Below are 20,730 nucleotides of genomic sequence, written 5' to 3'. Positions count from 1 at the left end.
ATCGGGGAGAATGGTCGCCATGAGTGCCCGACCGAACCAAGAATCCGCTGTCCCGCAAGCGGAGACCACCTCCTCCCACCGGGCCGGCTTCGCCTGCTTCGTGGGCCGCCCCAACGCGGGCAAGTCCACCCTCACGAACGCTCTCGTCGGTCAGAAGGTGGCGATCACCTCCAACCGCCCCCAGACCACCCGGCACACGGTGCGCGGCATCGTGCACCGTGACGACGCGCAGCTGATCCTGGTCGACACCCCCGGCCTCCACAAGCCGCGCACGCTCCTGGGCGAGCGGCTCAACGACGTCGTGCGGACGACCTGGGCCGAGGTCGACGTCATCGGCTTCTGCCTGCCCGCCGACCAGAAGCTCGGTCCGGGCGACAAGTACATCGTCAAGGAGCTCGCGGGGATCAAGAAGACCCCGAAGATCGCCATCGTCACCAAGACCGACCTGGTCGAGTCCAAGGCACTGGCCGAGCAGCTCCTCGCCGTCTCCGCGCTGGCCGACGAGCTCGGCTTCGAGTGGGCCGAGATCGTGCCGGTCTCGGCGGTCAAGGACCAGCAGGTGAGTCTGCTCGCCGACCTCATCGCCCCGCTGCTGCCCAAGAGCCCGCCGCTCTACCCGGAGGGCGACCTCACCGACGAGCCGGAGATGGTCATGGTCGCGGAGCTGATCCGCGAGGCCGCGCTGGAGGGCGTGCGCGACGAGCTGCCGCACTCCATCGCGGTCGTCGTCGAGGAGATGCTGCCGCGCGAGGACCGCCCGGCGGACAAGCCGCTGCTGGACATCCACGCCAACGTCTACATCGAGCGCCCCAGCCAGAAGGGCATCATCATCGGCCCGAAGGGCCAGCGGCTGAAGGACGTCGGCACCAAGTCCCGCAAGCACATCGAGGCGCTGCTCGGCACCCCGGTCTTCCTGGACCTGCATGTGAAGGTCGCCAAGGACTGGCAGCGCGACCCGAAGCAGCTGCGCAAGCTGGGGTTCTAGCCGCACGCCCTGTCCGACGCCGGGGCCGATCTCACGCGCCCTCCTTGAGGACGCGTGAGATCAGCGTGCGCTGCGCCCCGGTCAGATCGGGGTCAGCGCAGTATCCGGTGCGGTCCCCGGCCGTGATCTCGTACCGGAAGCCGTCCGGCACTCCCGTCGGCGGGGCGTCCCCGGCGGAGCCGAGTGCCTCCTCGGCGAGCGCGCGCCACTCGGCGGCGTCCGCCCGGCCCTCGGTATCGACCTCATGGCGGCGGGCGATGCCGGCGAAGCCGCCGGTCCGGCTGACCTGAATACGCATGGGGTCCTGTCTACCGGGGGCCGTACAGGCGCTCAACCCCGCCTGCCCGATCCTGTCTCTGCGGACGGCCGGGTCACGCCCGGGTCGAAACGCCCACCTCCGACCAGGCCTTGAGCACCGCCTCCCGCTCGTCGGCCGCCCCGAAGCGGTCGCCCGCCGCCGCGACCGTCAGCCGGGCGAACTCCGCGAAGTCCGCGTTCGCCGTCAGTTCGCCGCCGGTCAGCACGTCGAACCAGATCTGCCCGGCGCGCTCCCAGGAGTTGCCGCCCAGCGCGGTGGCCAGGAGATAGAACGCGCGGTTGGGGATCCCGGAGTTGAGGTGGACCCCGCCGTTGTCCTCCTCCGTCTCGATGTAGTCGTCCATGGAGCCCGGCTGCGGGTCCTTGCCGAGAACGTCGTCGTCGTACGCCGTGCCCGGGGCCTTCATCGAGCGCAGCGCGTCCCCGCTGACCCGGGGCGCCAGCAGCCCGGCCCCGATCAGCCAGTCGGCCTGCTCGGCGCTCTGGCCCAGCGAGTACTGCTTGACCAGCGAGCCGATGACGTCGGACACGGATTCGTTGAGCGCGCCCGACTGGCCCTCGTACCGCAGGTTGGCGGTGTACTGCGTCAGGCCGTGGGCCAGCTCGTGGGCGATCACGTCGACCGCGACGGTGAAGTCGAGGAAGATCTCGCCGTCGCCGTCTCCGAAGACCATCTGCTCGCCGTCGAAGAAGGCGTTGTTGTACTCCTCGCCGTAGTGCACGGAGCCGATCAGCGGCAGGCCCTTGCCGTCGATCGAGCTGCGCCCGTACGCCGAGAGCAGCAGCTCGAAGGTGGCGCCGAGGCCGGCGTACGCGCGGTTGACGCTGGCGTCCGAGGTGGGCTTGTCGCCCTCGTCGCGGACCTGGCGGCCGGGCAGGACGGTGTCGTTCTCGCAGTCGTACAGCGTGCGGTGGGGCTTGGTGGGGACCGCGCCCACGCCGGGGGCGGCCGGGGCGGCGGCGAGCGCCGTCATCCGGCGGCGGTTGCGCCGCAGGCCGTCGGCCTCCAGGGTGCGGCGGGCCGGATCCGCGAGCCGGGCGTCGGCGGACCGGGACAGGTGATCGAGGACGTGGGGCGGAACGATGGTGCAGAAGACGGGGTGGAGCTCGCCGTCGGTTCGAAGGTGCATGAAAAGACTGTGGCACTCCGTCACCGTGCTGTCACTGGTTGCGACGACGATTGATGAAATGGAGTGATGAGTCACTGTTTACCCGGCATAGCTGCCTGGTCCCGCATACTGATACGGACCGACACCACGGGCCACACTCGGTTACGCTCGTCGCATCATGCGTTTCGGGCTGCTTCTCCTTAGCTGCCGCGGCGAGGGCCTGTAGTCGTAGGCCGACCCCCTCCCCGCGGAGTCTGGTGCTGCAGCGACACAGTCGGCCGATCCCCGCTGGACCGAGGAGCCCTACGCCATGACCACCGTGAATCCCGCCGGTAATTCTGTCGGCCGCCCCACGCCGATCACCAACGCGACGCAGCTGCAGAAGCCGTCCGGGATGCCGGTCCACAAGTACGGCGGCTACGAGGCCGTCGACATCGCCGACCGCACCTGGCCCGACAACCGGATCACCGCGGCGCCCCGCTGGCTGTCCACCGATCTGCGTGACGGCAACCAGGCCCTGATCGACCCGATGTCCCCGGCCCGCAAGCGCGAGATGTTCGACCTGCTGGTCGCGATGGGCTACAAGGAGATCGAGGTCGGCTTCCCCTCATCCGGCGAGACCGACTTCAACTTCGTGCGCTCCATCATCGAAGAGGGCGCGATCCCCGAGGACGTGACGATCTCCGTCCTGACGCAGGCCCGCGAGGAGCTGATCGAGCGCACCGTGGAGTCGCTGGTCGGCGCCCACCGGGCCACCGTCCACCTGTACAACGCCACCGCCCCCACCTTCCGCCGCGTCGTCTTCCGGGGCTCGCGCGAGGAGGTCAAGCAGATCGCGGTGGACGGCACCCGGCTGGTCATGGAGTACGCCGAGAAGATCCTGGGCCCGGAGACGATCTTCGGCTACCAGTACAGCCCGGAGATCTTCACCGACACCGAGCTGGACTTCGCCCTGGAGGTCTGCGAGGCGGTCTGCGACGTGTGGCAGCCGGAGGAGGGCCGCGAGATCATCCTCAACCTGCCCGCCACCGTGGAGCGTTCGACGCCCTCCACGCACGCGGACCGCTTCGAGTGGATGTCCCGCAACCTGACCCGCCGCGAGTTCGTCTGTCTGTCGGTCCACCCGCACAACGACCGGGGCACCGCCGTCGCCGCCGCGGAGCTGGCCATCATGGCCGGCGCCGACCGCATCGAGGGCTGCCTGTTCGGCCAGGGCGAGCGCACCGGCAACGTCGACCTGGTCACCCTGGGCATGAACCTGTTCTCCCAGGGCGTCGACCCGCAGGTCGACTTCTCGCAGATCGACGAGATCCGCCGCACCAGCGAGTACTGCAACCAGATGGAGATCCACCCGCGCCACCCCTACGCGGGCGATCTGGTCTACACCGCCTTCTCCGGCTCCCACCAGGACGCCATCAAGAAGGGCTTCGACGCCATGGAGCGCGACGCCGCCGCGCAGGGGAAGACCGTCGACGACCTCGAGTGGGCCGTGCCGTACCTGCCGATCGACCCGAAGGACGTCGGCCGCTCCTACGAGGCCGTCATCCGCGTCAACTCGCAGTCCGGCAAGGGCGGTATCGCCTACGTCCTGCAGAACGACCACAAGCTGGACCTGCCGCGCCGGATGCAGATCGAGTTCTCCCGGATCATTCAGGCCAAGACCGACGCCGAGGGCGGCGAGGTCACTCCGGCCCAGATCTGGACCGCCTTCCAGGACGAGTACCTGCCGAACCCCGAGAACGCCGCGGCTCGATGGGGACGCGTCCAGATCCGCTCCGGGCAGACCACCACCGACACCGACGGCCGGGACACCCTGACCGTCGAGGCCACCGTCGACGGCGCGGACACCGTGCTGAGCGGCACCGGCAACGGCCCGATCTCCGCGTTCTTCGAAGCGCTGCAGGCCATCGGCATCGACGCCCGGCTGCTGGACTACACCGAGCACACGATGAGCGAGGGCGCCAGCTCCCAGGCCGCCTCGTACATCGAGTGCGCGATCGACGGCAAGGTCCTGTGGGGCATCGGCATCGACGCCAACACCACCCGCGCCTCGCTCAAGGCGGTCGTCTCCGCGGTCAACCGCGCGGCCCGCTGACCCGTCCGGAGCCCCCTCGGCCCGTGCGCTCTCCTCCTCGTACGGAAGTCCGGTTCGACCCCGTACGACGGCATTGACGGACCCCGACCGCCCGCTCCGGGTGGTCGGGGTTCGGCCATATCCGAGGGTTGTGACCTCCGAGAGGCTGACGCCGGATCACGCATGTGGCTAACATCACGTCCAACACACGGCAATGTTGCCGGAGCGTTACGGAGGTGTGCGACGTGCAGTCAGCCAAAGGACAACGCGCTCTGAGGCCGGTCCTCTGCGGAGTTCGCACCGTCTGGGACGCCGTCGGCGACGGCGCCTTCTTCTGCCCCGGCTGCGGGGGAGACCGCAACTACCGCCGGCTGACCGGCCGCCGCCGGCTCACCGTCCTCGGCGTCCCGCTGGTCCGCCGGGGCGAGACCGAGCCCGTCGTCGAGTGCGCCGCCTGCCTCGCCCACTACGCCCCGGAAGCCCTGGACCACCCCACCACCACCCGGTTCTCCACGATGCTCCGCGAGGCCGTCCACACGGTCACCCTGGCCGTCCTGGCCGCCGGGGGCACCACCTCCCGCACGGTCCTGGAGGCCGCCGTCGCCACCGTGCGCGACGCCGGGCTCGACGACTGCACCCAGGAGCAGCTGTACACCGTCGCCGAAGTGCTGGCCGCCGACACCGGGCGGGGCTCCGGATCCGACCCGGCCGCCGAGGCCTGCGGCCCGACCCTCGCCATCGAGCTGCACGAGGTGCTGGCCCCGCTCGCCCCGCACCTGGTCACCGCCGGCCGCGAGGCCGTCCTCCTCCAGGGGGCCAGGATCGCGCTGGCCGACGGTCCCTACTGCGCCGCCGAGCGCCAGGTGCTGACCACGGTCGGCAGCGCCCTCCAGCTCCCCGTCGACGACACCGCCCGCCTGCTGGCCGCCGCCGCCCGCACGCCCTCCTAGAGCCGCCCGCACGCCCTCCTGGCGCCGCCCGCACACCCCTCGCGCAGCCGTGCCGGCCCACGGCCCCCGCCGAGGGCCCCCGGTGGGCGACAATGGGCCCATGAGCTTGTTCCGGGACGACGGCGTCGTGCTCCGTACGCAGAAGCTGGGCGAGGCCGACCGGATCATCACGATCCTGACCCGCGGCCACGGCCGGGTCCGCGCTGTCGCCCGGGGGGTGCGCCGCACCAAGTCCAAGTTCGGCGCCCGCCTGGAGCCCTTCTCCCATGTCGACGTGCAGTTCTTCGCGCGCGGCAGCGAGCTGGTCGGCCGCGGGCTGCCGCTCTGCACCCAGAGCGAGACCATCGCGCCGTACGGCGGCGGGATCGTCTCCGACTACGCCCGCTACACGGCGGGCACCGCGATGCTGGAGACCGCCGAGCGGTTCACCGACCACGAGGGCGAACCGGCCGTCCAGCAGTATCTACTGCTCGTCGGCGGCCTGCGGACCCTCGCACGCGGCGAACACGAGCCGCACCTCATCCTGGACGCGTTCCTGCTCCGCTCGCTCGCGGTCAACGGGTACGCGCCCAGCTTCGAGGACTGCGCCAAGTGCGGAATGCCCGGTCCGAACCGGTTCTTCTCCGTCGCGGCGGGGGGCGTCATATGCGGTGACTGCCGGGTCCCCGGCAGCGTCGTACCCTCGGCACAGGCCCTGGCCCTGCTGAGCGCGCTGCTCAGCGGCGACTGGGCGACGGCGGACGCGTGCGAGGCGCGTCATGTCAGGGAGGGGAGCGGGCTGGTGTCCGCCTATCTGCACTGGCATCTGGAGCGCGGACTGCGCTCGCTGCGGTACGTCGAGAAGTGACGCGGTGCGTAGAGAAGCGACGCGGTACGTAGAGAAGTGACACAGGGAGACTGAGAAGCTCATGGCAGTACGCGGGATCCTCGGCGGCCGTAACCGGCGCACGTATAAGACCCCCGAGCCGCACCCCTCGGGCGCGACGCCTCCGAAGATCCCCGGCGAGCTGGTGCCCCAGCACGTCGCCGTCGTGATGGACGGCAACGGCCGCTGGGCCAAGGAGCGGGGTCTGCCCCGCACCGAGGGCCACAAGGTCGGTGAGGGCGTCGTCATGGACGTTCTCAAGGGCTGTATCGAGATGGGCGTGAAGAACCTCTCGCTCTACGCCTTCTCCACCGAGAACTGGAAGCGTTCGCCGGACGAGGTGAAGTTCCTGATGAACTTCAACCGTGACGTGATCCGCCGCCGCCGCGACGAGATGGACGAGCTCGGCATCCGCATCCGCTGGGTGGGCCGTATGCCCAAGCTGTGGAAGTCCGTCGTCCAGGAGCTCCAGGTCGCTCAGGAGCAGACCAAGGACAACGACAAGATGACGCTGTACTTCTGCGTCAACTACGGCGGCCGCGCCGAGATCGCGGACGCCGCGCAGCGCATCGCCCAGGACGTGGCGGCCGGGAAGCTCGACCCGTCCAAGGTCAACGAGAAGACCTTCGCGAAGTACACCTACTACCCGGACATGCCGGACGTGGACCTCTTCGTGCGCCCCAGCGGCGAGCAGCGCACCTCGAACTACCTGATCTGGCAGAGCGCGTACGCCGAGATGGTCTTCCAGGACGTCCTCTGGCCGGACTTCGACCGCCGGGACCTGTGGCGGGCCTGCCTGGAGTACGCCCAGCGCGACCGCCGCTTCGGCGGGGCGGAGGCGGTGGAAGCGGCGAAGGCGGCGAAGGCCGCGGAGGCCGCTAAGAAGTGACGCGAAAAGTGACGTGAAAGAGGCGGGCCCGGGACGCGTACAGCGCCCCGGGCCCGCCTCTTGTCCGTTCGTCCGTGCGTTACGCCTTGCTCGCGGCGCACTCCGCGCAGGTGCCGAAGATCTCGACGGTGTGCGCGACGTTCACATAGCCGTGCTGGGCGGCGATCGTCTCGGCCCACTGCTCGACGGCCGGCCCTTCGACCTCCACCGCCTTGCCGCAGAGCCGGCAGACCAGGTGGTGGTGGTGGTCGCCGGTCGAGCACCGGCGGTAGACGGCCTCGCCCTCGGTGGTGCGCAGGACGTCGACCTCGCCCGCGTCGGCCAGGGACTGCAGGGTCCGGTAGACCGTGGTGAGGCCCACGGAGTCGCCGCGGTGCTTGAGGACGTCGTGCAGCTCCTGGGCGCTGCGGAACTCGTCGACCTCGTCGAGCGCCGCCGAGACCGCCGTCCGCTGCCGGGTGGACCGGCCGCGTACCGGCGCTGCGTTCGTGCCACTGATCGGCGCCGTGGCCACAGGTGCCTCCTCGTGTCGCCCGTACATGTGTCGGGCCATTGTGCCAGCCCGGCCGGGCTGGGCCGGCGAACACGTACGGCGCGAGGCCGTCACACGCGTACGTCGTCCCTGTCCCGGCGGGCGGCCGGTACCTCCAGGGTGCACTCGGCCCCCTTCGCCTCGCTCGCCCGTGCCCGGCGCCTGGCGAGGGGAGCGGCGAGCGCGGTCAGCGCGACGAACACCGCGATGGCCAGCAGCACGATCGTCGCGCCGGGCGGAACGTCCTGGTAGTACGAGGTCACGGTGCCGGTGAGGGTCACGGCCGTGCCGATCACCACCGACAGCACGAAGGTGACCTTGAAGGACTTGGTGATCTGCTGCGCCGCCGCCACCGGTACCACCATCAGCGCGCTGACCAGGAGCAGGCCGACGACCCGCATCGCGACGGTCACGGTCACGGCGGCGGTCACCGCGATCAGCAGGTTCAGCACCCGCACCGGAAGACCGGAGACCCGGGCGAACTCCTCGTCCTGGCTGACCGCGAACAACTGCCGCCGCAGCCCCACGGTGACCAGCACCACGAAGGCGGCCAGCACGCAGATCGCGATGACGTCCGACTCGGAGACCGTGGCGAGGGAGCCGAAGAGGTACGAGGTCAGATTGGCGTTGGAGCCCGTGTCGGACAGGTTGATCAGCATGACGCCGCCCGCCATGCCCCCGTAGAAGAGCATCGCCAGGGCGAGGTCGCCGCGTGTGTGTCCGTACCAGCGGATCAGCTCCATCACGACCGCACCGGCCACCGCGACGGCGGTGGCCATCCAGACCGGGCTGGTGGAGAGCAGGAAGCCGAGGCCGACGCCGGTCATGGCGATGTGCCCGATGCCGTCGCCCATCAGGGCCTGCCGCCGCTGCACCAGGTAGATGCCGATGGCGGGGGCGGTGATGCCGACCAGGACGGCGGCGATCAGCGCCCGCTGCATGAAGGGAGGGTTGAGAAATTCGAACAGCATCAGGTCAGCAGTCCCGTCCGGACGGGCTCGGCGGCCGCGTGGGGGTGTACGTGGTCGTGGCCGGGCAGCGCGTGCTGGCCGAGCGCCTCGGGCGGCGGCCCGTCGTGCGTCACGCAGCCGTCGCGCAGGACGACGGCCCGGTCGATCAGGGGCTCCAGCGGGCCCAGCTCGTGCAGCACCAGCAGCACCGAGGTGCCCAGCGCCACCTGCTCGCGCAGGGTCGAGGCGAGGATCTCCTGGCTGGCCAGGTCCACCCCGGCCATCGGCTCGTCCATGATCAGCAGCTCCGGCTCGGCGGCCAGGGCGCGGGCGATCAGGACCCGCTGGTGCTGGCCGCCCGACAGGGCGCTCACGGAGTCCTTGGCCCGGTCGGCCAGGCCCACCAGTGCGATGGCGCGGTCCACGGCCGCCCGGTCCGCCTTCCCGGGCCACCGCAGCCCCGTGCGGGACAGCCGGCCGGAGGCGACGACCTCGCGGATCGTGGCGGGCACGCCGCCCGCGGCCGTGGTGCGCTGCGGGACGTAGCCGATCCGGCCCCACCGGCGGAAGCGGCGCAGCTCGGTGCCGAACAGCTCGACGGTCCCGCCGGTCAGCGGAACCTGCCCGATGACGGACCGTACGGCGGTGGACTTGCCGGAACCGTTGGCGCCCAGCAGGGCGACGACCTCGCCGCGGTGCACGGTGAGGTCCACCCCGCGCAGCACGGGGCGCGCGCCGAGGGTGGCCGTGGCGCCGCGCAGGGCGATCACGGCCTGCTGGGCGGGCTCGCGGGTGGTGTTCTCACGCTCCGGCACGAGCGCCTCCGATCCGGGGATGATGCGGGTCCACAGGGTGGTGCGGGTCACTTCGCGCCGAGTGCCTTCTGCAGCGCGGCGAGGTTGGACTCCATGACCTCGATGTAGTCAGCGCCCTTGGACTGCTTCGTGATTCCCTCCAGCGGGTCCAGGACGTCCGTCTTCAGTCCGGTGTCCTTCGCGAGGGTCCTGGCGGTCTTGTCGCTGGCGAGCGTCTCGAAGAACACCGTGGTGGCCTTCTCCTTCTCCGCGATGGTGTGGATCTCCTGGACCCGCGCGGGGCTCGGCTCGGCCTCGGGGTCGATGCCCGCGATGCCCTGCTGGGTGAGCCCGTAGCGCTCGGCGAGGTAGCCGAAGGCGGAGTGGGTGGTGATGAAGGTCTTGGTGGCGGGGCTCTTCAGCCCGGTCTCGTACGCCGTGTTCAGCTCGCCCAGCTCGGCGACGAGGGCGTCGGTGTTCTTCTTGTAGTCGGCGGCGTGGTCGGGGTCGGCCTTCCCCAGCGACGTGCCGACGCCCTTGGCGACCTCGGCGTACTTCACCGGGTCCAGCCAGATGTGCGGGTCGGCGCCACCCTCCTCGCCGTGGTTGTGGCCGTCGCCCTCGGCGTGCTCCTCGTGGGCCTCCTCGCCCTCGTGGCCGTGCTCCTCCTCGCCCTCGCCCTCGCCCTCGTGGCCGTGGTCGTGGCCGCTGACCTCGGAGCCGTGGTTCTCCAGCGTGGTGAGGGTCGCGGCGTCGACGGTGTTCTTCACACCGGACTGCGCGATCGCGTCGTCCACGGCCGGCTGGATGCCCTTGAGGTACAGCACGTAGTCGGACTCGCTGATGGAGCCGATCTGGCGGGGGGTGAGCTCCAGGTCGTGCGGCTCGACGCCCGGCTTGGTGAGGCTGGTGACCGCGACGTGCTCGCCGCCGATCCGCTCGGCCAGGAACTGCATCGGGTAGAACGACGCCGTCACCTTCAGCTTGCCGCCGTCGCTCCCGTCCGCTGCGTCGGAGGTGGAGCAGGCCGAGAGAGCGGTCAGACCGAGGACGACTGCTCCGGCGACGGCGGTGGTGGGTATCAGGCGGCGTACGTTCATGACAGTCATTTTCAACTAAAGTGGAAACGATTGTCAACAAGGCAGATGAGATGCCCGGAAGGTCACATAGGGACGCCGAGAAGATCCTTCACGCCCCACCGATTTGATCCCAAGGCTGCCCCCGCCGGTAATCTGAGGCATTCGCCCGCCCGTCTCCCGACCACCACCCCCCACCGAGGCGCTACGCGCCGCCCCTGTCCTATTTCGCCGTCGCAATGAAGAGAGCACCGTGGCCGCCGACAAGATCGACACCATCGTCAGCCTGAGCAAGCGCCGTGGCTTCGTCTACCCCTGCAGTGAGATCTACGGTGGTCAGCGCGCCGCCTGGGACTACGGGCCGCTGGGCGTCGAGATGAAGGAGAACCTGAAGCGTCAGTGGTGGCGCTACATGGTCACCGCGCGCGAGGACGTGGTCGGTCTCGACTCGTCGGTCATCCTGGCCCCGGACGTCTGGGTCGCCTCGGGTCACGTCGCCACCTTCTCGGACCCGCTGACCGAGTGCACCTCCTGTCACAAGCGCTACCGCGCCGACCACCTGGAGGAGGCGTACGAGGAGAAGCACGGCAAGCCCCCGGTGGGCGGCCTCGCCGACCTCAACTGCCCGAACTGCGGTAACAAGGGCACCTTCACCGAGCCCAAGCAGTTCTCGGGTCTGCTCTCCACGCACCTCGGCCCGACCCAGGACTCCGGCTCGGTCGCCTACCTGCGCCCCGAGACCGCCCAGGGCATCTTCACCAACTTCGGCCAGGTGCAGCAGACCTCCCGCAAGAAGCCGCCGTTCGGCATCGCGCAGATGGGCAAGTCCTTCCGGAACGAGATCACTCCGGGCAACTTCATCTTCCGCACCCGTGAGTTCGAGCAGATGGAGATGGAGTTCTTCGTCAAGCCGGGCGAGGACGAGGAGTGGCAGCAGTACTGGATGGACCAGCGCTGGAACTGGTACACGGACCTCGGCATGCGCGAGGAGAACATGCGCTGGTTCGAGCACCCGAAGGAGAAGCTCTCCCACTACTCCAAGCGCACCGCCGACATCGAGTACCGCTTCCGCTTCGGCGGCAGCGAGTGGGGCGAGCTGGAGGGCGTGGCCAACCGCACCGACTACGACCTCAAGGCGCACTCCGAGGCGTCGGGCACCGACCTCCAGTACTACGACCAGGAGGCCGGCGAGCGCTGGACGCCGTACGTCATCGAGCCCGCGGCCGGTGTCGGCCGCGCGATGCTGGCGTTCCTCCTGGACGCCTACGTCGAGGACGAGGCCCCCAACGCCAAGGGCGTCATGGAGAAGCGCACCGTGATGCGCCTCGACCCGCGTCTGGCCCCGGTCAAGGTCGCGGTCCTGCCGCTGTCGCGCAACCCGCAGCTCTCGCCGAAGGCCAAGGGCCTGGCGGCCGACCTGCGCAAGAACTGGAACATCGAGTTCGACGACGCCGGCGCCATCGGCCGCCGCTACCGCCGTCAGGACGAGATCGGCACCCCGTTCTGCGTCACCGTCGACTTCGACACCCTCGACGACAACGCGGTGACTGTGCGCGAGCGCGACACCATGAAGCAGGAGCGCGTCTCGCTGGACCAGATCCAGGCGTACCTCGGCTCCCGTCTGATCGGCTGCTGACCCTCCCGTACGCGAGTGAGGCCCCCGGTTCCGGGTACGGAACCGGGGGCTTCGTCGTCCACCGGAGCCCCGCCGATCCGGGAGGTACGCGATGCCGTCCATCACCACCAGCAAGGTCAGCAGATGGGACCAGCACGGCCGTGAACACGTCGTGCAGGTACGGAAGTCGGGCATGACGCGCCAGCTGACGTGCGCCACCTGCGCGTGGCGCCGCTCGGCGCAGTTCCTGCCCTGGCTGAAGGCCCAGGAACATCTGGCCGAGGCCCATCAGGCGACGGTCGATCCGACGGCCTGAAAATCCGGTGCGGCGCGCTCGGGGAGCGCGGTACCGTTCCGGCATGTCTTCGTTCTTCCAGATCTACGAGTGAGAGCGCGGCGGGTGCGACCACCCCGCCGCTGCCCGGGACCGGCGCGACCGGACCCGATCACCTCTGCCTGACTCACTTCACACTCCGAATGGGAGAACGCCGTGGCCAAGAGCCGCAACAACCTCCTCGGCGTCGGCGGACAGCGCAAGAAGCTGTCCCGCGCCGAACAGCAGGGCGCGGGTTCCGCGCGAGGCGCCGACCGCAAGGCCGCCGAGGACAAGAAGCAGGAGCTCGTCCGCAAGATGCGCGAGCGCGCCGAGGCCCAGGCGGCCACCACCGCCGAGCCGGGCGAGCAGGACGCACCGCCCGCGCAGAGCTGACACCTGAGCAGTACGCCGTACGACGGTGGGCCCGGATCAGGGATGATCCGGGCCCACCCCCGTTCGGACCGACCCGCGGTGGACCGCACCGTCCTCCGTCCTCGTCCCGGTGGCCCGGGTTGCACCTTCCGCAGCGGTATGTGGTCCCGTGGACTCCTGTCCCGCCCCTCCGAGGAAGGCCCCGCCTGTGCATGCGTCCTTCATCCCACCGCGCCGGGTCAAGATCGGTGACGCGGCCGCCTTCGTCGGAACCACCCCGCGGGCGATCCGCCACTACCACGGGATCGGCCTGCTCCCCGAGCCCGTGCGCGGCGGGGACGACCGCCGCCGCTACGGCTACGAGGACCTGATCCGGCTGCTGTGGATCCGCAGGATGGCCGATGCCGGGATCGCTCTGGGCGACATCCGTGACGCCTTCGCCGACACGGCTTCCGCCGCCGGCGGGGACGACGGCCTCGCGGGCACCCTGGAACGGCTGGAGGAAACCCTCGTCGCGCAGGAAGCGGAGCTGCGCCGGCAGCGGACCGCCGTGCAGCGGATGCGCACCGAGGGCAGCAGGATGGGCCTGCTCTCCGACTTCGTCACCGACCGCCTCAAGAGTCTGCCCGAGGGCTCCCTGCGCCAGGCGGACCTGGACACCCTGCTGGTCACCGAGCGGATCTTCGGCCCGCTCGGTGCGGCCGTCCAGGCCGGCCGTTTCATCACCCTGGCCACGCACCCGGCGCTGCGGGAGGAATCCGACCGTGTCGATGCCGCCGAGGAGGCGCTCGATGACACGGTCGCTGTCGACGACCCCCGCGTGGCCCGGGTGGCTGCCGAGCGGCACGCCTTCGAAGAGGCGCTGCACACCGCCATCGAGGATTCCGGCGCGGCGGACGGCGACGACGCGCTCTTCGACGCCTGGGACGCTCTGCACCCCGATCCCGCAGACGGGGGTGAGGGCGGGGCCGGCCAGGGCTCCGGCACGGGACAGAAGTCCATGAGCGCACTCGAAGCCATCGGAAAGCTGCCCTACGACATGTCACCGGCCCGCCTGCGCTGCATGGAACTGGCCGAAGAGCTCGCCGCCCACGAGCCACCCGCTTCCTGAAACACGGCCGCTCGACGTTCCCACCCGGGCCCCGGTCCCCTCGCTCCCCTCTCCGTCAGGAACTCCCCGTGTCCCACACCTCCGCCGACCCGCGGGCAGGCAGTCCGGCTCCGCGCGCCGGCTCCCACCGCTTCAGCGCCGTGATCAGCCGCATAGCCGAGGAGATGGCCGCACTCGCCGACCACGGCACCCCCGCCGACTACATTCCGATGCTCGCCGGTGCCGACCCCCGGCGCTTCGGCATGGCTGTCGCGGAGCCGGACGGAACCGTCTACGGTGTCGGCGACTGGCAGCAGCCCTTCTCCACGCAGTCCATATCCAAGGTGTTCGCCCTGGCCCTGGCGCTCTCCCTGGACGGCGAACAGATTTGGCGGGGCGTGGGCCGCGAGCCCTCGGGCAATCCCTTCAACTCCCTGGTGCAGCTGGAGTACGAGAGCGGGATTCCCCGTAACCCGTTCATCAACGCCGGGGCGTTGGTCGTGACCGACCGGTTGCAGACCCTGACCGGGGACGCGGCGGGCCAGGTGCGGGAACTGCTGCGCTCGGAGAGCGGCAATCCCGCCATCGACTTCCTGCCGGAGGTCGCCGCCTCCGAAGCCGCCTACGGTGACCGCAACGCCGCGCTGGCGCACTTCATGGCCTCCTACGGCAACATCACGCGCCCCATCCCCGAACTGCTCGCCGCCTACTTCCGGCAGTGCTCGATCGAGGCGTCCTGCGCGGACCTGGCCCTCTCCGCCGGGTTCCTCGCCCGGCACGGTGTCCGGGCCGACGGTTCCGCGCTGCTGACCCGCAGCCAGGCGAAGCAGGTCAACGCGGTCATGCTCACCTGCGGGACGTACGACGCGGCTGGGGAGTTCGCCTATCGGGTGGGGCTGCCGGGCAAGAGCGGCGTCGGCGGGGGAATCATCGCCATCGTGCCCGGGGTGTGCACCCTGTGCGTCTGGAGTCCGGGCCTCGACCGGCGCGGCAACTCGGTGGCGGGCGTGTCGGCGCTCGACCGCTTCACCACGCTGACCGGGCTGTCCGTCTTCTGACCGCTGATTCCCGCGCTCCACCCGGTCCGATCACTCCACGAGGTCGCGCCAGAACGCCACGGTCGACCGCGGGTGTGACGCGTTCTCCCCGCGCGGCGGCCCGTTGAACTCCCGGTCGATGTAGTCGGCCAGATCGGCGCCGTAGTGGATGACGTCGGTCTGGTGCATCGACAGGACGGGGTGCCCGTACGTGCCGCGTGCGGCCGGCAGATAGCGATGGGCGTAGACGGGGGCCATCTGCGGCACGGAGGCCAGTTCGCGGCGCGCCACGTCGAGGGCCCGGGACGACGTGTCCGGCTTCGCGCCCCAGTGCGGTGACCAGAAGGCGTTGTGCTCCACGTCGAACAGCACGCCCTCGACCGGCCGCGCCAAGCGTTCGCGCAGTTCGTCCGGGTCGCCGTCGCGCCAGTTCGGCCATGACCGCCGGTGTTCCGTCGGGGACGGCCGGTCCACGGGCAGCCCGGCTGCCAGGAACGCCCGGTGGTCGTCGCTGAAGGCGAACCCGAACTCCTCCTCGATCCGGGCGAATTCCTCCGCGGACAGGCCGGGCAGCACGTCGGCACGCCCCAGTCGTGCCAACCTGCGTGCGGCCTCCGAGCCCAGGCGGGCGCCTTCCTCTGTGGTCACCTCACGATGGTAGGCGGGCGTTGCGGAGGCACCCCGGCGCCACCAAAAGAGAGAACACTGTTCTTGACTTCGGGTCGACGGGTGGGGCATCGTCTGACTCGACAGAGAACAGTGTTCTCGCTTCTCGGGTTCCCAGCGTAAGGATGTCCGTCGTGACCACAGCCCCCCTCGCGGTCCACAGCACCCCGTCCCGGCGTTGGGACCGCATCGGCCGCGGCCTGATGGCCCTCAACTCCGCGGTCACCTTCGCGGTGTTCGTCAACGGGCTCTTCCTGATGGCGGACGCGAGCGACGACCGCATGATGGTGGAGGGGTGGCGAACCTTCGGGTACCTCGTGTTCAGCGCGATGTGGGCGATGCTCGCGTACCGGCCCCGGCAGGCGCCGGCGATCTGGGAAATGGTGATCTTCCACAAGGTCGCCGCGGCGGTGCTCGCCTTCACCATCCTGGACACCACGGAGGGGGCGCAGTCCTCGATCACCGACACCACGGTCGCGGCGCTCACGATCTTCGCGTACGTCGTCTGCCGCGGGTGGGAATCGTGGCGGGTCCTGCGGGGAGGGGACAACGGCGGGTCCGGGAAGGGGCGCCGCTGACTTATAGGGTGGACGCATGGTCACTCCACGGCAGGCGGCACGCGAGCAGATGATGCGTGACATCGTGCGTGTGGGGCGCGGACACCTGGCGACGGTACGTCCGGCCGACCTGTCCCTGCGGGCCGTGGCCCGGGACATCGGCGTCGTCCCGTCGGCGCTCTACCGCTACGTCCAGGACCGGGAAGCGCTGATCACCCTGCTGATCGTCGACGCGTACGACGAACTGGCCGACGAGGTCGACGCGGCCCTCGATGCGGCGTCGAGCCTGTCGTACCGCAAGCGGCTCGAGGTGGCGGCGCTCGCGGCGCGCGCCTGGGCCGTGCGCGAACCGTCGAGGTTCGCCCTGCTCTACGGCACCCCGGTGCCCGGCTACGCGGCTCCCGGCGACCAGACCGTGGAGCCCGGCACCCGCTTCGCCCGCGCGCTCGCCGGCCTGGTCGAGAACGCCTGGCAGGCGGGCGAGTTGCGAGCGGTGGAGGCGCCGCGCAACGCGACCGTCCGCGCGGACATGGAGCGCTTGCGGGAGGCGTTCGGCTTCGAGATGCCGGTGGGCAACGTCGCCCGTGCCTACGGCCTGTGGTCCGCGGTCATCGGCGCCATCCTGTTCGACGCCTTCGGCCAGTACGCGGCGGATACGCTGAGCGATCCCGAGGAGTTCCTCCGCGCCCACACCGACGGTCTCGCGGACACCGTAGGCCTCTGACGGGGCGGACGGTGGAGGGCGGTCCAGCGCTCCCGGGTGTACGTCCGGATCTCAGGCTATCGCGCGCGGCAGCCGCAGGCTCAGCCCGACCGTCAGCGCCACCGCCGCCAGCTGCACCAGCAGTGTCACGACCAGTGCGTCCCGCATGCCCAGGCCGGGGATCAGCGCCAGGAACAGGGTGCCCAGCGTGGCCACCCCGAGGGCCAGTGCCGCCTGCTGCGTCGTCGTCATCACGCCGCCGCCCACCCCGGCCTTCTCCGGCGGTACGTCGGAGAGCACGATCCGGAAGAGGACGGGGAGCTGGAGCCCCTGGCCGAGGCCCGCGAGCGCCACCCCGGGCAGCAGGCCCCAGAGCCCCAGGCCCTGCCACGCGTAGTGCACGGTGAGCGCCAGCACCACCACACCGGCCGCCTGGATCAGCCCGCCCGCCGTGACGACCCGGCTGCCGTAACGGCGTACCAGGCGCGGCCCGGCGAGCGAGGCGCCGAAGAACGCGAGCGCCATCGGGGCCAGCGAGAGGCCGGCCGCCGCCGGGCCCAGCCGCAGGCCCTGCTGGAGCGCCACCGCGATCACGAACATGAAGCCGCCGAAGCCGATCGAGAACGGCACCACGAGGGCGAGGCCGCGCCGCAGCGAGTCCAGCCGCAGCAGGCTCGGCGGGACCAGCGGCACCCGGCCGAGCCGGTCGGCCCGCCGCTCCACGCGGTAGAAGGCGTACGCGGAGAAGGGGAAGAGGCCCAGCGAGAGCCACGTCCACAGCGGCCAGCCGGCGGCCCGGCCCTCCGTCAGCGGGGCCAGCAGCGTCACGAGGGACAGCGCGAGGAGCAGCGTTCCGGGTACGTCGACGGGCGCGGGGCGGTCCGAACGGGTCTCCGGCAGCACGCGGGCGGCCAGGATCAGCCCCACCACCGCCACCGGCACGTTCACCAGGAACACCGACCGCCAGCCCGCGCTCTCGCCGAACACCGAGGACATCGGGGCGGCGGCGACCAGCACCCCGCCCAGGATCTGGCCCGCGACCATCGAAAGCCCCGCCGTCGCCCCGTACAGGCTCATCGCCCGTGCCCGGCGCCGGCCACGCGTCGCGGCCTGGATCGTGGCCAGCACCTGCGGCAGCATCAGCGCGGCGGCGGCCCCCTGCGCCACCCGGGCGCCGACCAGCGTCCAGGCGTCGGGGGCCAGCCCGCAGGCCAGCGAGGTGATCCCGAAGGCCGCCATGCCGATGAGGAACAGCCGCCGCCGGCCCACCATGTCGCCGAGCCGGCCGCCGAGCACCAGCAGCACCGCGTACGCGAGGCCGTAGCCCGCCACGACGAGTTCGAGCAGGGCCGGGCCCGCGGCCAGATCGCGGTCGATCGTGGGCAGCGCGACGTTGACGATGAAGAAGTCGATCAGCGGGAGCGCCGCGCCCAGCAGCACCGTGAACAGGCCCAGCGCGCCGAGCACCGGGGCGGGGTGGTCGTGGCGGACGGGGGTCGCTCGGGCCGTCGTGCCGAGGGATGCGTGTACGGATGATTCACTCACGCTGTCGACTGTGCCGCCGATCCCAGCCTGGTACCAGAGTCTCTTTATCCTGGTACCAGCGCTACCTGGCAACAGGCCGGGGCATCCGGCACGCTGGAGGCATGACGACCATGGCAGCCGATCCGCCGACCGCGCCGGCCGGCACCGAGTCCGCGTCCGAGATGCGGCGGCACGAGCTCGCCGCCTTCCTGCGCAGCCGCCGCGAGCGCATCACCCCCGAACAGGTCGGCCTCGTCCGGGGCCGGCGCCGTCGCACCCCCGGGCTGCGCCGCGAGGAGGTCGCCCAGCTCTCGGCGGTCGGGGTCACCTGGTACACCTGGCTCGAACAGGCCCGGGACATCCAGGTCTCCGCCCAGGTGCTGGACGCCCTGGCCCGTGCCCTGCTGCTCGACCCGAGCGAACGCGCCCACCTCTTCGCGCTCTCCGAGGCCGCCGACCCGGCCCCCGGCACGGAGTGCCCCACCGTGACCCCGGCGCTGCGGACCATGCTGGAGCAGCTGGACCCCATCCCGGCCTGCGTCCAGAACAGCCGGTACGACGTCCTCGCGTACAACCGCACCTACGCCCGGCTGCTCTGCGACCTGGACGCGCTGCCGCCCGAGGACCGCAACTGCCTGCTGCTGGCCTTCACCCACGACGACTGGCGGGCCTCGATCGTCGATCTGCCCGAGGTCACCCGGATGATGGCCGCCAAATTCCGCGCCTCGATGGCCGGGCACCTGGCCGAGCCCGCGTGGAAGGCGCTGCTGCACCGGCTGGAGACAGGGTCGCCGGAGTTCCGCGAGATGTGGGAGCGCCACGAGGTGGTCGACCAGCGGGGCCGGACCAAGTACTTCCGCAACGCCCACGTGGGGCTGCTGCACGTCGAGCACACCAACCTCTGGCTCGGCCCGTCCAGCGGGCCGCGGCTGGTCAGCTATCCGCCGGTGGACGAGGAGACCCGCGCCCGGCTGGAGCGGCTGCACCGGATCGCGCTCGCGGCCGGGTAGACGCGGCACGCACAGGAGCCCGAGGCGGACCACTCCTCGGGCTCCTGGTGTTCTCAGCGCTCGACGGACGCGCCGAGTTGCTTGATCTTCTCGAAGGGGTAGCCGCCCACGGTCGCGATGACCAGGCCGTAGGCCGCGAAGGCGACCAGCCCCCAGGTGGAGACCGACTTGCCGCCGCCGCTCAGGATGACGCTTCCGAGGGGCACCAGGGGAGCGAAGCTGAGAATCGCGGCCCCGGTGCACCAGAACGCCACCAGGTCGTTCGCCCGCTTCCGTAGTGCGGGGTCCGATTTCACCGCGGCGGGAACCTCGTATCCGACGGACCCGTCGCAGGCCTTGCCCCGATATCCGACGCGGGCCGCCAGCGAGCCGGCCACTCCCAGCAGGAGGAAGCAGCCGAAGAGAAACAGGTAGGCCATATACACCTCGCGGGCTCGTCGTGCCGGGAAACCCTAGCGGACGTACTTGATGATGAAGGCGATGACCATATTGACGGCCTTGTCCTTCACCCAGCCCGGCAGGAACTTCCAGACGACGCCACCGATCTCCCCGCCGATACAGCCGATGATGGCATTGCGGACATAGGTCTTCTTGCCGGACGACTTGCCCGCCGCGATATCGCTGAGCACGGAGGTGGGAATGGAGCCCAGAGCCCCCTTCGCGCACCACGCGGCAGCGGCGATGGCCGCGGCGGCGATCGGGAACGCGCGCGGCTGGACGGTGCCGGAGGAGCCCTGGCTCATCGCCTTCTCCAGCTCGGCCATCGCCTCCGGGCCCATCTCCGTCTCGATGAACCGGCGCTGCTCGGCGGTGAGCGGCGGCGTCTGCTCCGCCGCGTCCGCCGCGACGGTCCCTTCCCGCGCGCGGTCGGCGGCCATGGCGGCGGGAGCCACGGTGGCGAGCAGGGCCCCGCTGGTGAGGACGGCGATGCCGGACAGCGTCATTCGACGGGTGGTGGTTTTCGACACGACTGTTTCCCCCTATTGGTTGTTTTCGCTGCCGCCACCCACAGGTCAGGAGGGTGGCGACGGAGAGACCTTTTCAGTGCGGGGAAGGTGCGCAGAAGACCGCTCGGCAGTGAAAAGAGTCATTGCGCGCAAAGGCAACCCCGGGCGTGGTATTTCCGTCGGGCCGCTGATGGGGGCCGGGGGATTTCGCGGGGTGATCCGCGGATATTCTCAATGACGTTCTGTGGAAAGGGTCATGACGATATATCAGCCGGTGCGGCTGTCCATGCCCGTCCCTGTGCCCGTGCCCGTGTCCGTGGGGCGCGCGGATCCTCGGCAGGTCGTGCGAGG

The 20,730-nt window shown here is 70.7% G+C and carries 23 protein-coding genes; 13 read left to right on the top strand and 10 right to left on the bottom strand.

What is annotated here, in order from left to right; genetic code table 11:
• The first annotated feature begins 19 nt into the window (after nucleotides 1-19).
• Nucleotides 20-985 carry a GTPase Era gene (era, locus tag ACH4UK_RS04325; protein ID WP_398354450.1) on the top strand — a complete coding sequence of 322 codons (966 nt, stop codon included), beginning with the start codon at nucleotides 20-22 and terminating at the stop codon, nucleotides 983-985.
• Nucleotides 986-1,016: 31 nt separating this feature from the next.
• Here era and ACH4UK_RS04320 read toward each other — a convergent pair whose 3' ends face one another.
• Nucleotides 1,017-1,283, bottom strand: a complete 267-nt coding sequence (locus ACH4UK_RS04320) for a protealysin inhibitor emfourin (protein WP_398354449.1) — start codon at nucleotides 1,281-1,283, stop codon at nucleotides 1,017-1,019.
• A 73-nt stretch (nucleotides 1,284-1,356) separates the two neighbouring features.
• On the bottom strand, nucleotides 1,357-2,433 hold the full coding sequence (locus ACH4UK_RS04315) for a M4 family metallopeptidase (RefSeq protein ID WP_398354448.1): 1,077 nt from the start codon (nucleotides 2,431-2,433) through the stop codon (nucleotides 1,357-1,359).
• A 289-nt stretch (nucleotides 2,434-2,722) separates the two neighbouring features.
• Between ACH4UK_RS04315 and leuA the strand changes: the two genes are divergently transcribed.
• From leuA to ACH4UK_RS04295, 4 genes are all read left to right on the top strand, one after another.
• Nucleotides 2,723-4,507 carry a 2-isopropylmalate synthase gene (leuA, locus tag ACH4UK_RS04310; RefSeq protein WP_398354447.1) on the top strand — a complete coding sequence of 595 codons (1,785 nt, stop codon included), beginning with the start codon at nucleotides 2,723-2,725 and terminating at the stop codon, nucleotides 4,505-4,507.
• 224 nt (nucleotides 4,508-4,731) lie between these two features.
• A complete protein-coding gene (locus ACH4UK_RS04305; RefSeq protein ID WP_398354446.1) occupies nucleotides 4,732-5,436 on the top strand; it encodes a TerB family tellurite resistance protein in 705 nt (234 codons plus the stop codon).
• A gap of 100 nt (nucleotides 5,437-5,536) precedes the next feature.
• On the top strand, nucleotides 5,537-6,283 hold the full coding sequence (gene recO / locus ACH4UK_RS04300; RefSeq protein ID WP_398354445.1) for a DNA repair protein RecO: 747 nt from the start codon (nucleotides 5,537-5,539) through the stop codon (nucleotides 6,281-6,283).
• A 61-nt stretch (nucleotides 6,284-6,344) separates the two neighbouring features.
• Nucleotides 6,345-7,190: an isoprenyl transferase gene (locus ACH4UK_RS04295; RefSeq protein ID WP_398354444.1), complete on the top strand. Its 846-nt coding sequence runs from the start codon at nucleotides 6,345-6,347 to the stop codon at nucleotides 7,188-7,190.
• Nucleotides 7,191-7,269: 79 nt separating this feature from the next.
• Here the strand turns inward: ACH4UK_RS04295 and ACH4UK_RS04290 are convergent, their stop codons facing one another.
• The 4 genes from ACH4UK_RS04290 to ACH4UK_RS04275 form a co-directional block, all read right to left on the bottom strand.
• Nucleotides 7,270-7,704: a Fur family transcriptional regulator gene (locus tag ACH4UK_RS04290; RefSeq protein WP_398354443.1), complete on the bottom strand. Its 435-nt coding sequence runs from the start codon at nucleotides 7,702-7,704 to the stop codon at nucleotides 7,270-7,272.
• An 89-nt stretch (nucleotides 7,705-7,793) separates the two neighbouring features.
• Nucleotides 7,794-8,693, bottom strand: a complete 900-nt coding sequence (locus ACH4UK_RS04285) for a metal ABC transporter permease (RefSeq protein ID WP_398354442.1) — start codon at nucleotides 8,691-8,693, stop codon at nucleotides 7,794-7,796.
• Nucleotides 8,693-9,487 (bottom strand): metal ABC transporter ATP-binding protein, encoded by a 795-nt coding sequence (locus ACH4UK_RS04280; protein ID WP_398354931.1) that lies wholly within the window; start codon nucleotides 9,485-9,487, stop codon nucleotides 8,693-8,695. Before ACH4UK_RS04280 ends, ACH4UK_RS04285 begins: the two co-directional genes overlap by 1 nt.
• A 47-nt stretch (nucleotides 9,488-9,534) precedes the next feature.
• Entirely contained in the window at nucleotides 9,535-10,566 is a 1,032-nt protein-coding gene (locus ACH4UK_RS04275; protein WP_398354441.1) for a metal ABC transporter substrate-binding protein, read from the bottom strand.
• Between the two features lie 229 nt (nucleotides 10,567-10,795).
• On the opposite strand from ACH4UK_RS04275, the gene ACH4UK_RS04270 reads away from it, so the two are divergent.
• The 5 genes from ACH4UK_RS04270 to ACH4UK_RS04250 all read left to right on the top strand — a co-directional run bounded on the left by ACH4UK_RS04270 (nucleotide 10,796) and on the right by ACH4UK_RS04250 (nucleotide 14,993).
• Nucleotides 10,796-12,178, top strand: coding sequence for a glycine--tRNA ligase (locus ACH4UK_RS04270; RefSeq protein ID WP_398354440.1), 1,383 nt, complete (start codon nucleotides 10,796-10,798; stop codon nucleotides 12,176-12,178).
• A 91-nt stretch (nucleotides 12,179-12,269) separates the two neighbouring features.
• Nucleotides 12,270-12,473 carry a hypothetical protein gene (locus ACH4UK_RS04265; protein ID WP_398354439.1) on the top strand — a complete coding sequence of 68 codons (204 nt, stop codon included), beginning with the start codon at nucleotides 12,270-12,272 and terminating at the stop codon, nucleotides 12,471-12,473.
• A gap of 174 nt (nucleotides 12,474-12,647) precedes the next feature.
• A complete protein-coding gene (locus ACH4UK_RS04260; protein WP_398354438.1) occupies nucleotides 12,648-12,866 on the top strand; it encodes a DUF6243 family protein in 219 nt (72 codons plus the stop codon).
• A gap of 187 nt (nucleotides 12,867-13,053) precedes the next feature.
• Nucleotides 13,054-13,956, top strand: a complete 903-nt coding sequence (locus tag ACH4UK_RS04255; protein ID WP_398354437.1) for a MerR family transcriptional regulator — start codon at nucleotides 13,054-13,056, stop codon at nucleotides 13,954-13,956.
• A gap of 68 nt (nucleotides 13,957-14,024) precedes the next feature.
• Nucleotides 14,025-14,993: a glutaminase gene (locus ACH4UK_RS04250; protein ID WP_398354436.1), complete on the top strand. Its 969-nt coding sequence runs from the start codon at nucleotides 14,025-14,027 to the stop codon at nucleotides 14,991-14,993.
• Nucleotides 14,994-15,023: 30 nt separating this feature from the next.
• On the opposite strand, the gene ACH4UK_RS04245 is transcribed toward ACH4UK_RS04250, so the two are convergent.
• Nucleotides 15,024-15,620 carry an SMI1/KNR4 family protein gene (locus tag ACH4UK_RS04245; RefSeq protein WP_398354435.1) on the bottom strand — a complete coding sequence of 199 codons (597 nt, stop codon included), beginning with the start codon at nucleotides 15,618-15,620 and terminating at the stop codon, nucleotides 15,024-15,026.
• Nucleotides 15,621-15,772: 152 nt separating this feature from the next.
• Between ACH4UK_RS04245 and ACH4UK_RS04240 the strand changes: the two genes are divergently transcribed.
• Nucleotides 15,773-16,216, top strand: coding sequence for a hypothetical protein (locus tag ACH4UK_RS04240; protein WP_398354434.1), 444 nt, complete (start codon nucleotides 15,773-15,775; stop codon nucleotides 16,214-16,216).
• Nucleotides 16,217-16,232: 16 nt separating this feature from the next.
• Entirely contained in the window at nucleotides 16,233-16,919 is a 687-nt protein-coding gene (locus ACH4UK_RS04235; protein ID WP_398354433.1) for a TetR/AcrR family transcriptional regulator, read from the top strand.
• A gap of 51 nt (nucleotides 16,920-16,970) precedes the next feature.
• Here ACH4UK_RS04235 and ACH4UK_RS04230 read toward each other — a convergent pair whose 3' ends face one another.
• On the bottom strand, nucleotides 16,971-18,443 hold the full coding sequence (locus ACH4UK_RS04230; RefSeq protein ID WP_398354432.1) for an MFS transporter: 1,473 nt from the start codon (nucleotides 18,441-18,443) through the stop codon (nucleotides 16,971-16,973).
• 101 nt (nucleotides 18,444-18,544) lie between these two features.
• Between ACH4UK_RS04230 and ACH4UK_RS04225 the strand changes: the two genes are divergently transcribed.
• Nucleotides 18,545-19,432 carry a helix-turn-helix domain-containing protein gene (locus ACH4UK_RS04225; protein ID WP_398354431.1) on the top strand — a complete coding sequence of 296 codons (888 nt, stop codon included), beginning with the start codon at nucleotides 18,545-18,547 and terminating at the stop codon, nucleotides 19,430-19,432.
• Nucleotides 19,433-19,485: 53 nt separating this feature from the next.
• On the opposite strand, the gene ACH4UK_RS04220 is transcribed toward ACH4UK_RS04225, so the two are convergent.
• Entirely contained in the window at nucleotides 19,486-19,851 is a 366-nt protein-coding gene (locus tag ACH4UK_RS04220; RefSeq protein ID WP_398354430.1) for a hypothetical protein, read from the bottom strand.
• A 33-nt stretch (nucleotides 19,852-19,884) separates the two neighbouring features.
• Complete coding sequence (locus ACH4UK_RS04215) at nucleotides 19,885-20,400, bottom strand: hypothetical protein (protein WP_398354429.1); 516 nt, start codon at nucleotides 20,398-20,400, stop codon at nucleotides 19,885-19,887.
• Between the last annotated feature and the right edge of the window lie 330 nt (nucleotides 20,401-20,730).

This window comes from Streptomyces sp. NPDC020884 (assembly GCF_044333935.1).
Classification (GTDB): domain Bacteria; phylum Actinomycetota; class Actinomycetes; order Streptomycetales; family Streptomycetaceae; genus Streptomyces.
Note: the sequence above shows the minus strand (reverse complement) of the source record. Positions and strands in the feature narration are given on the sequence as shown.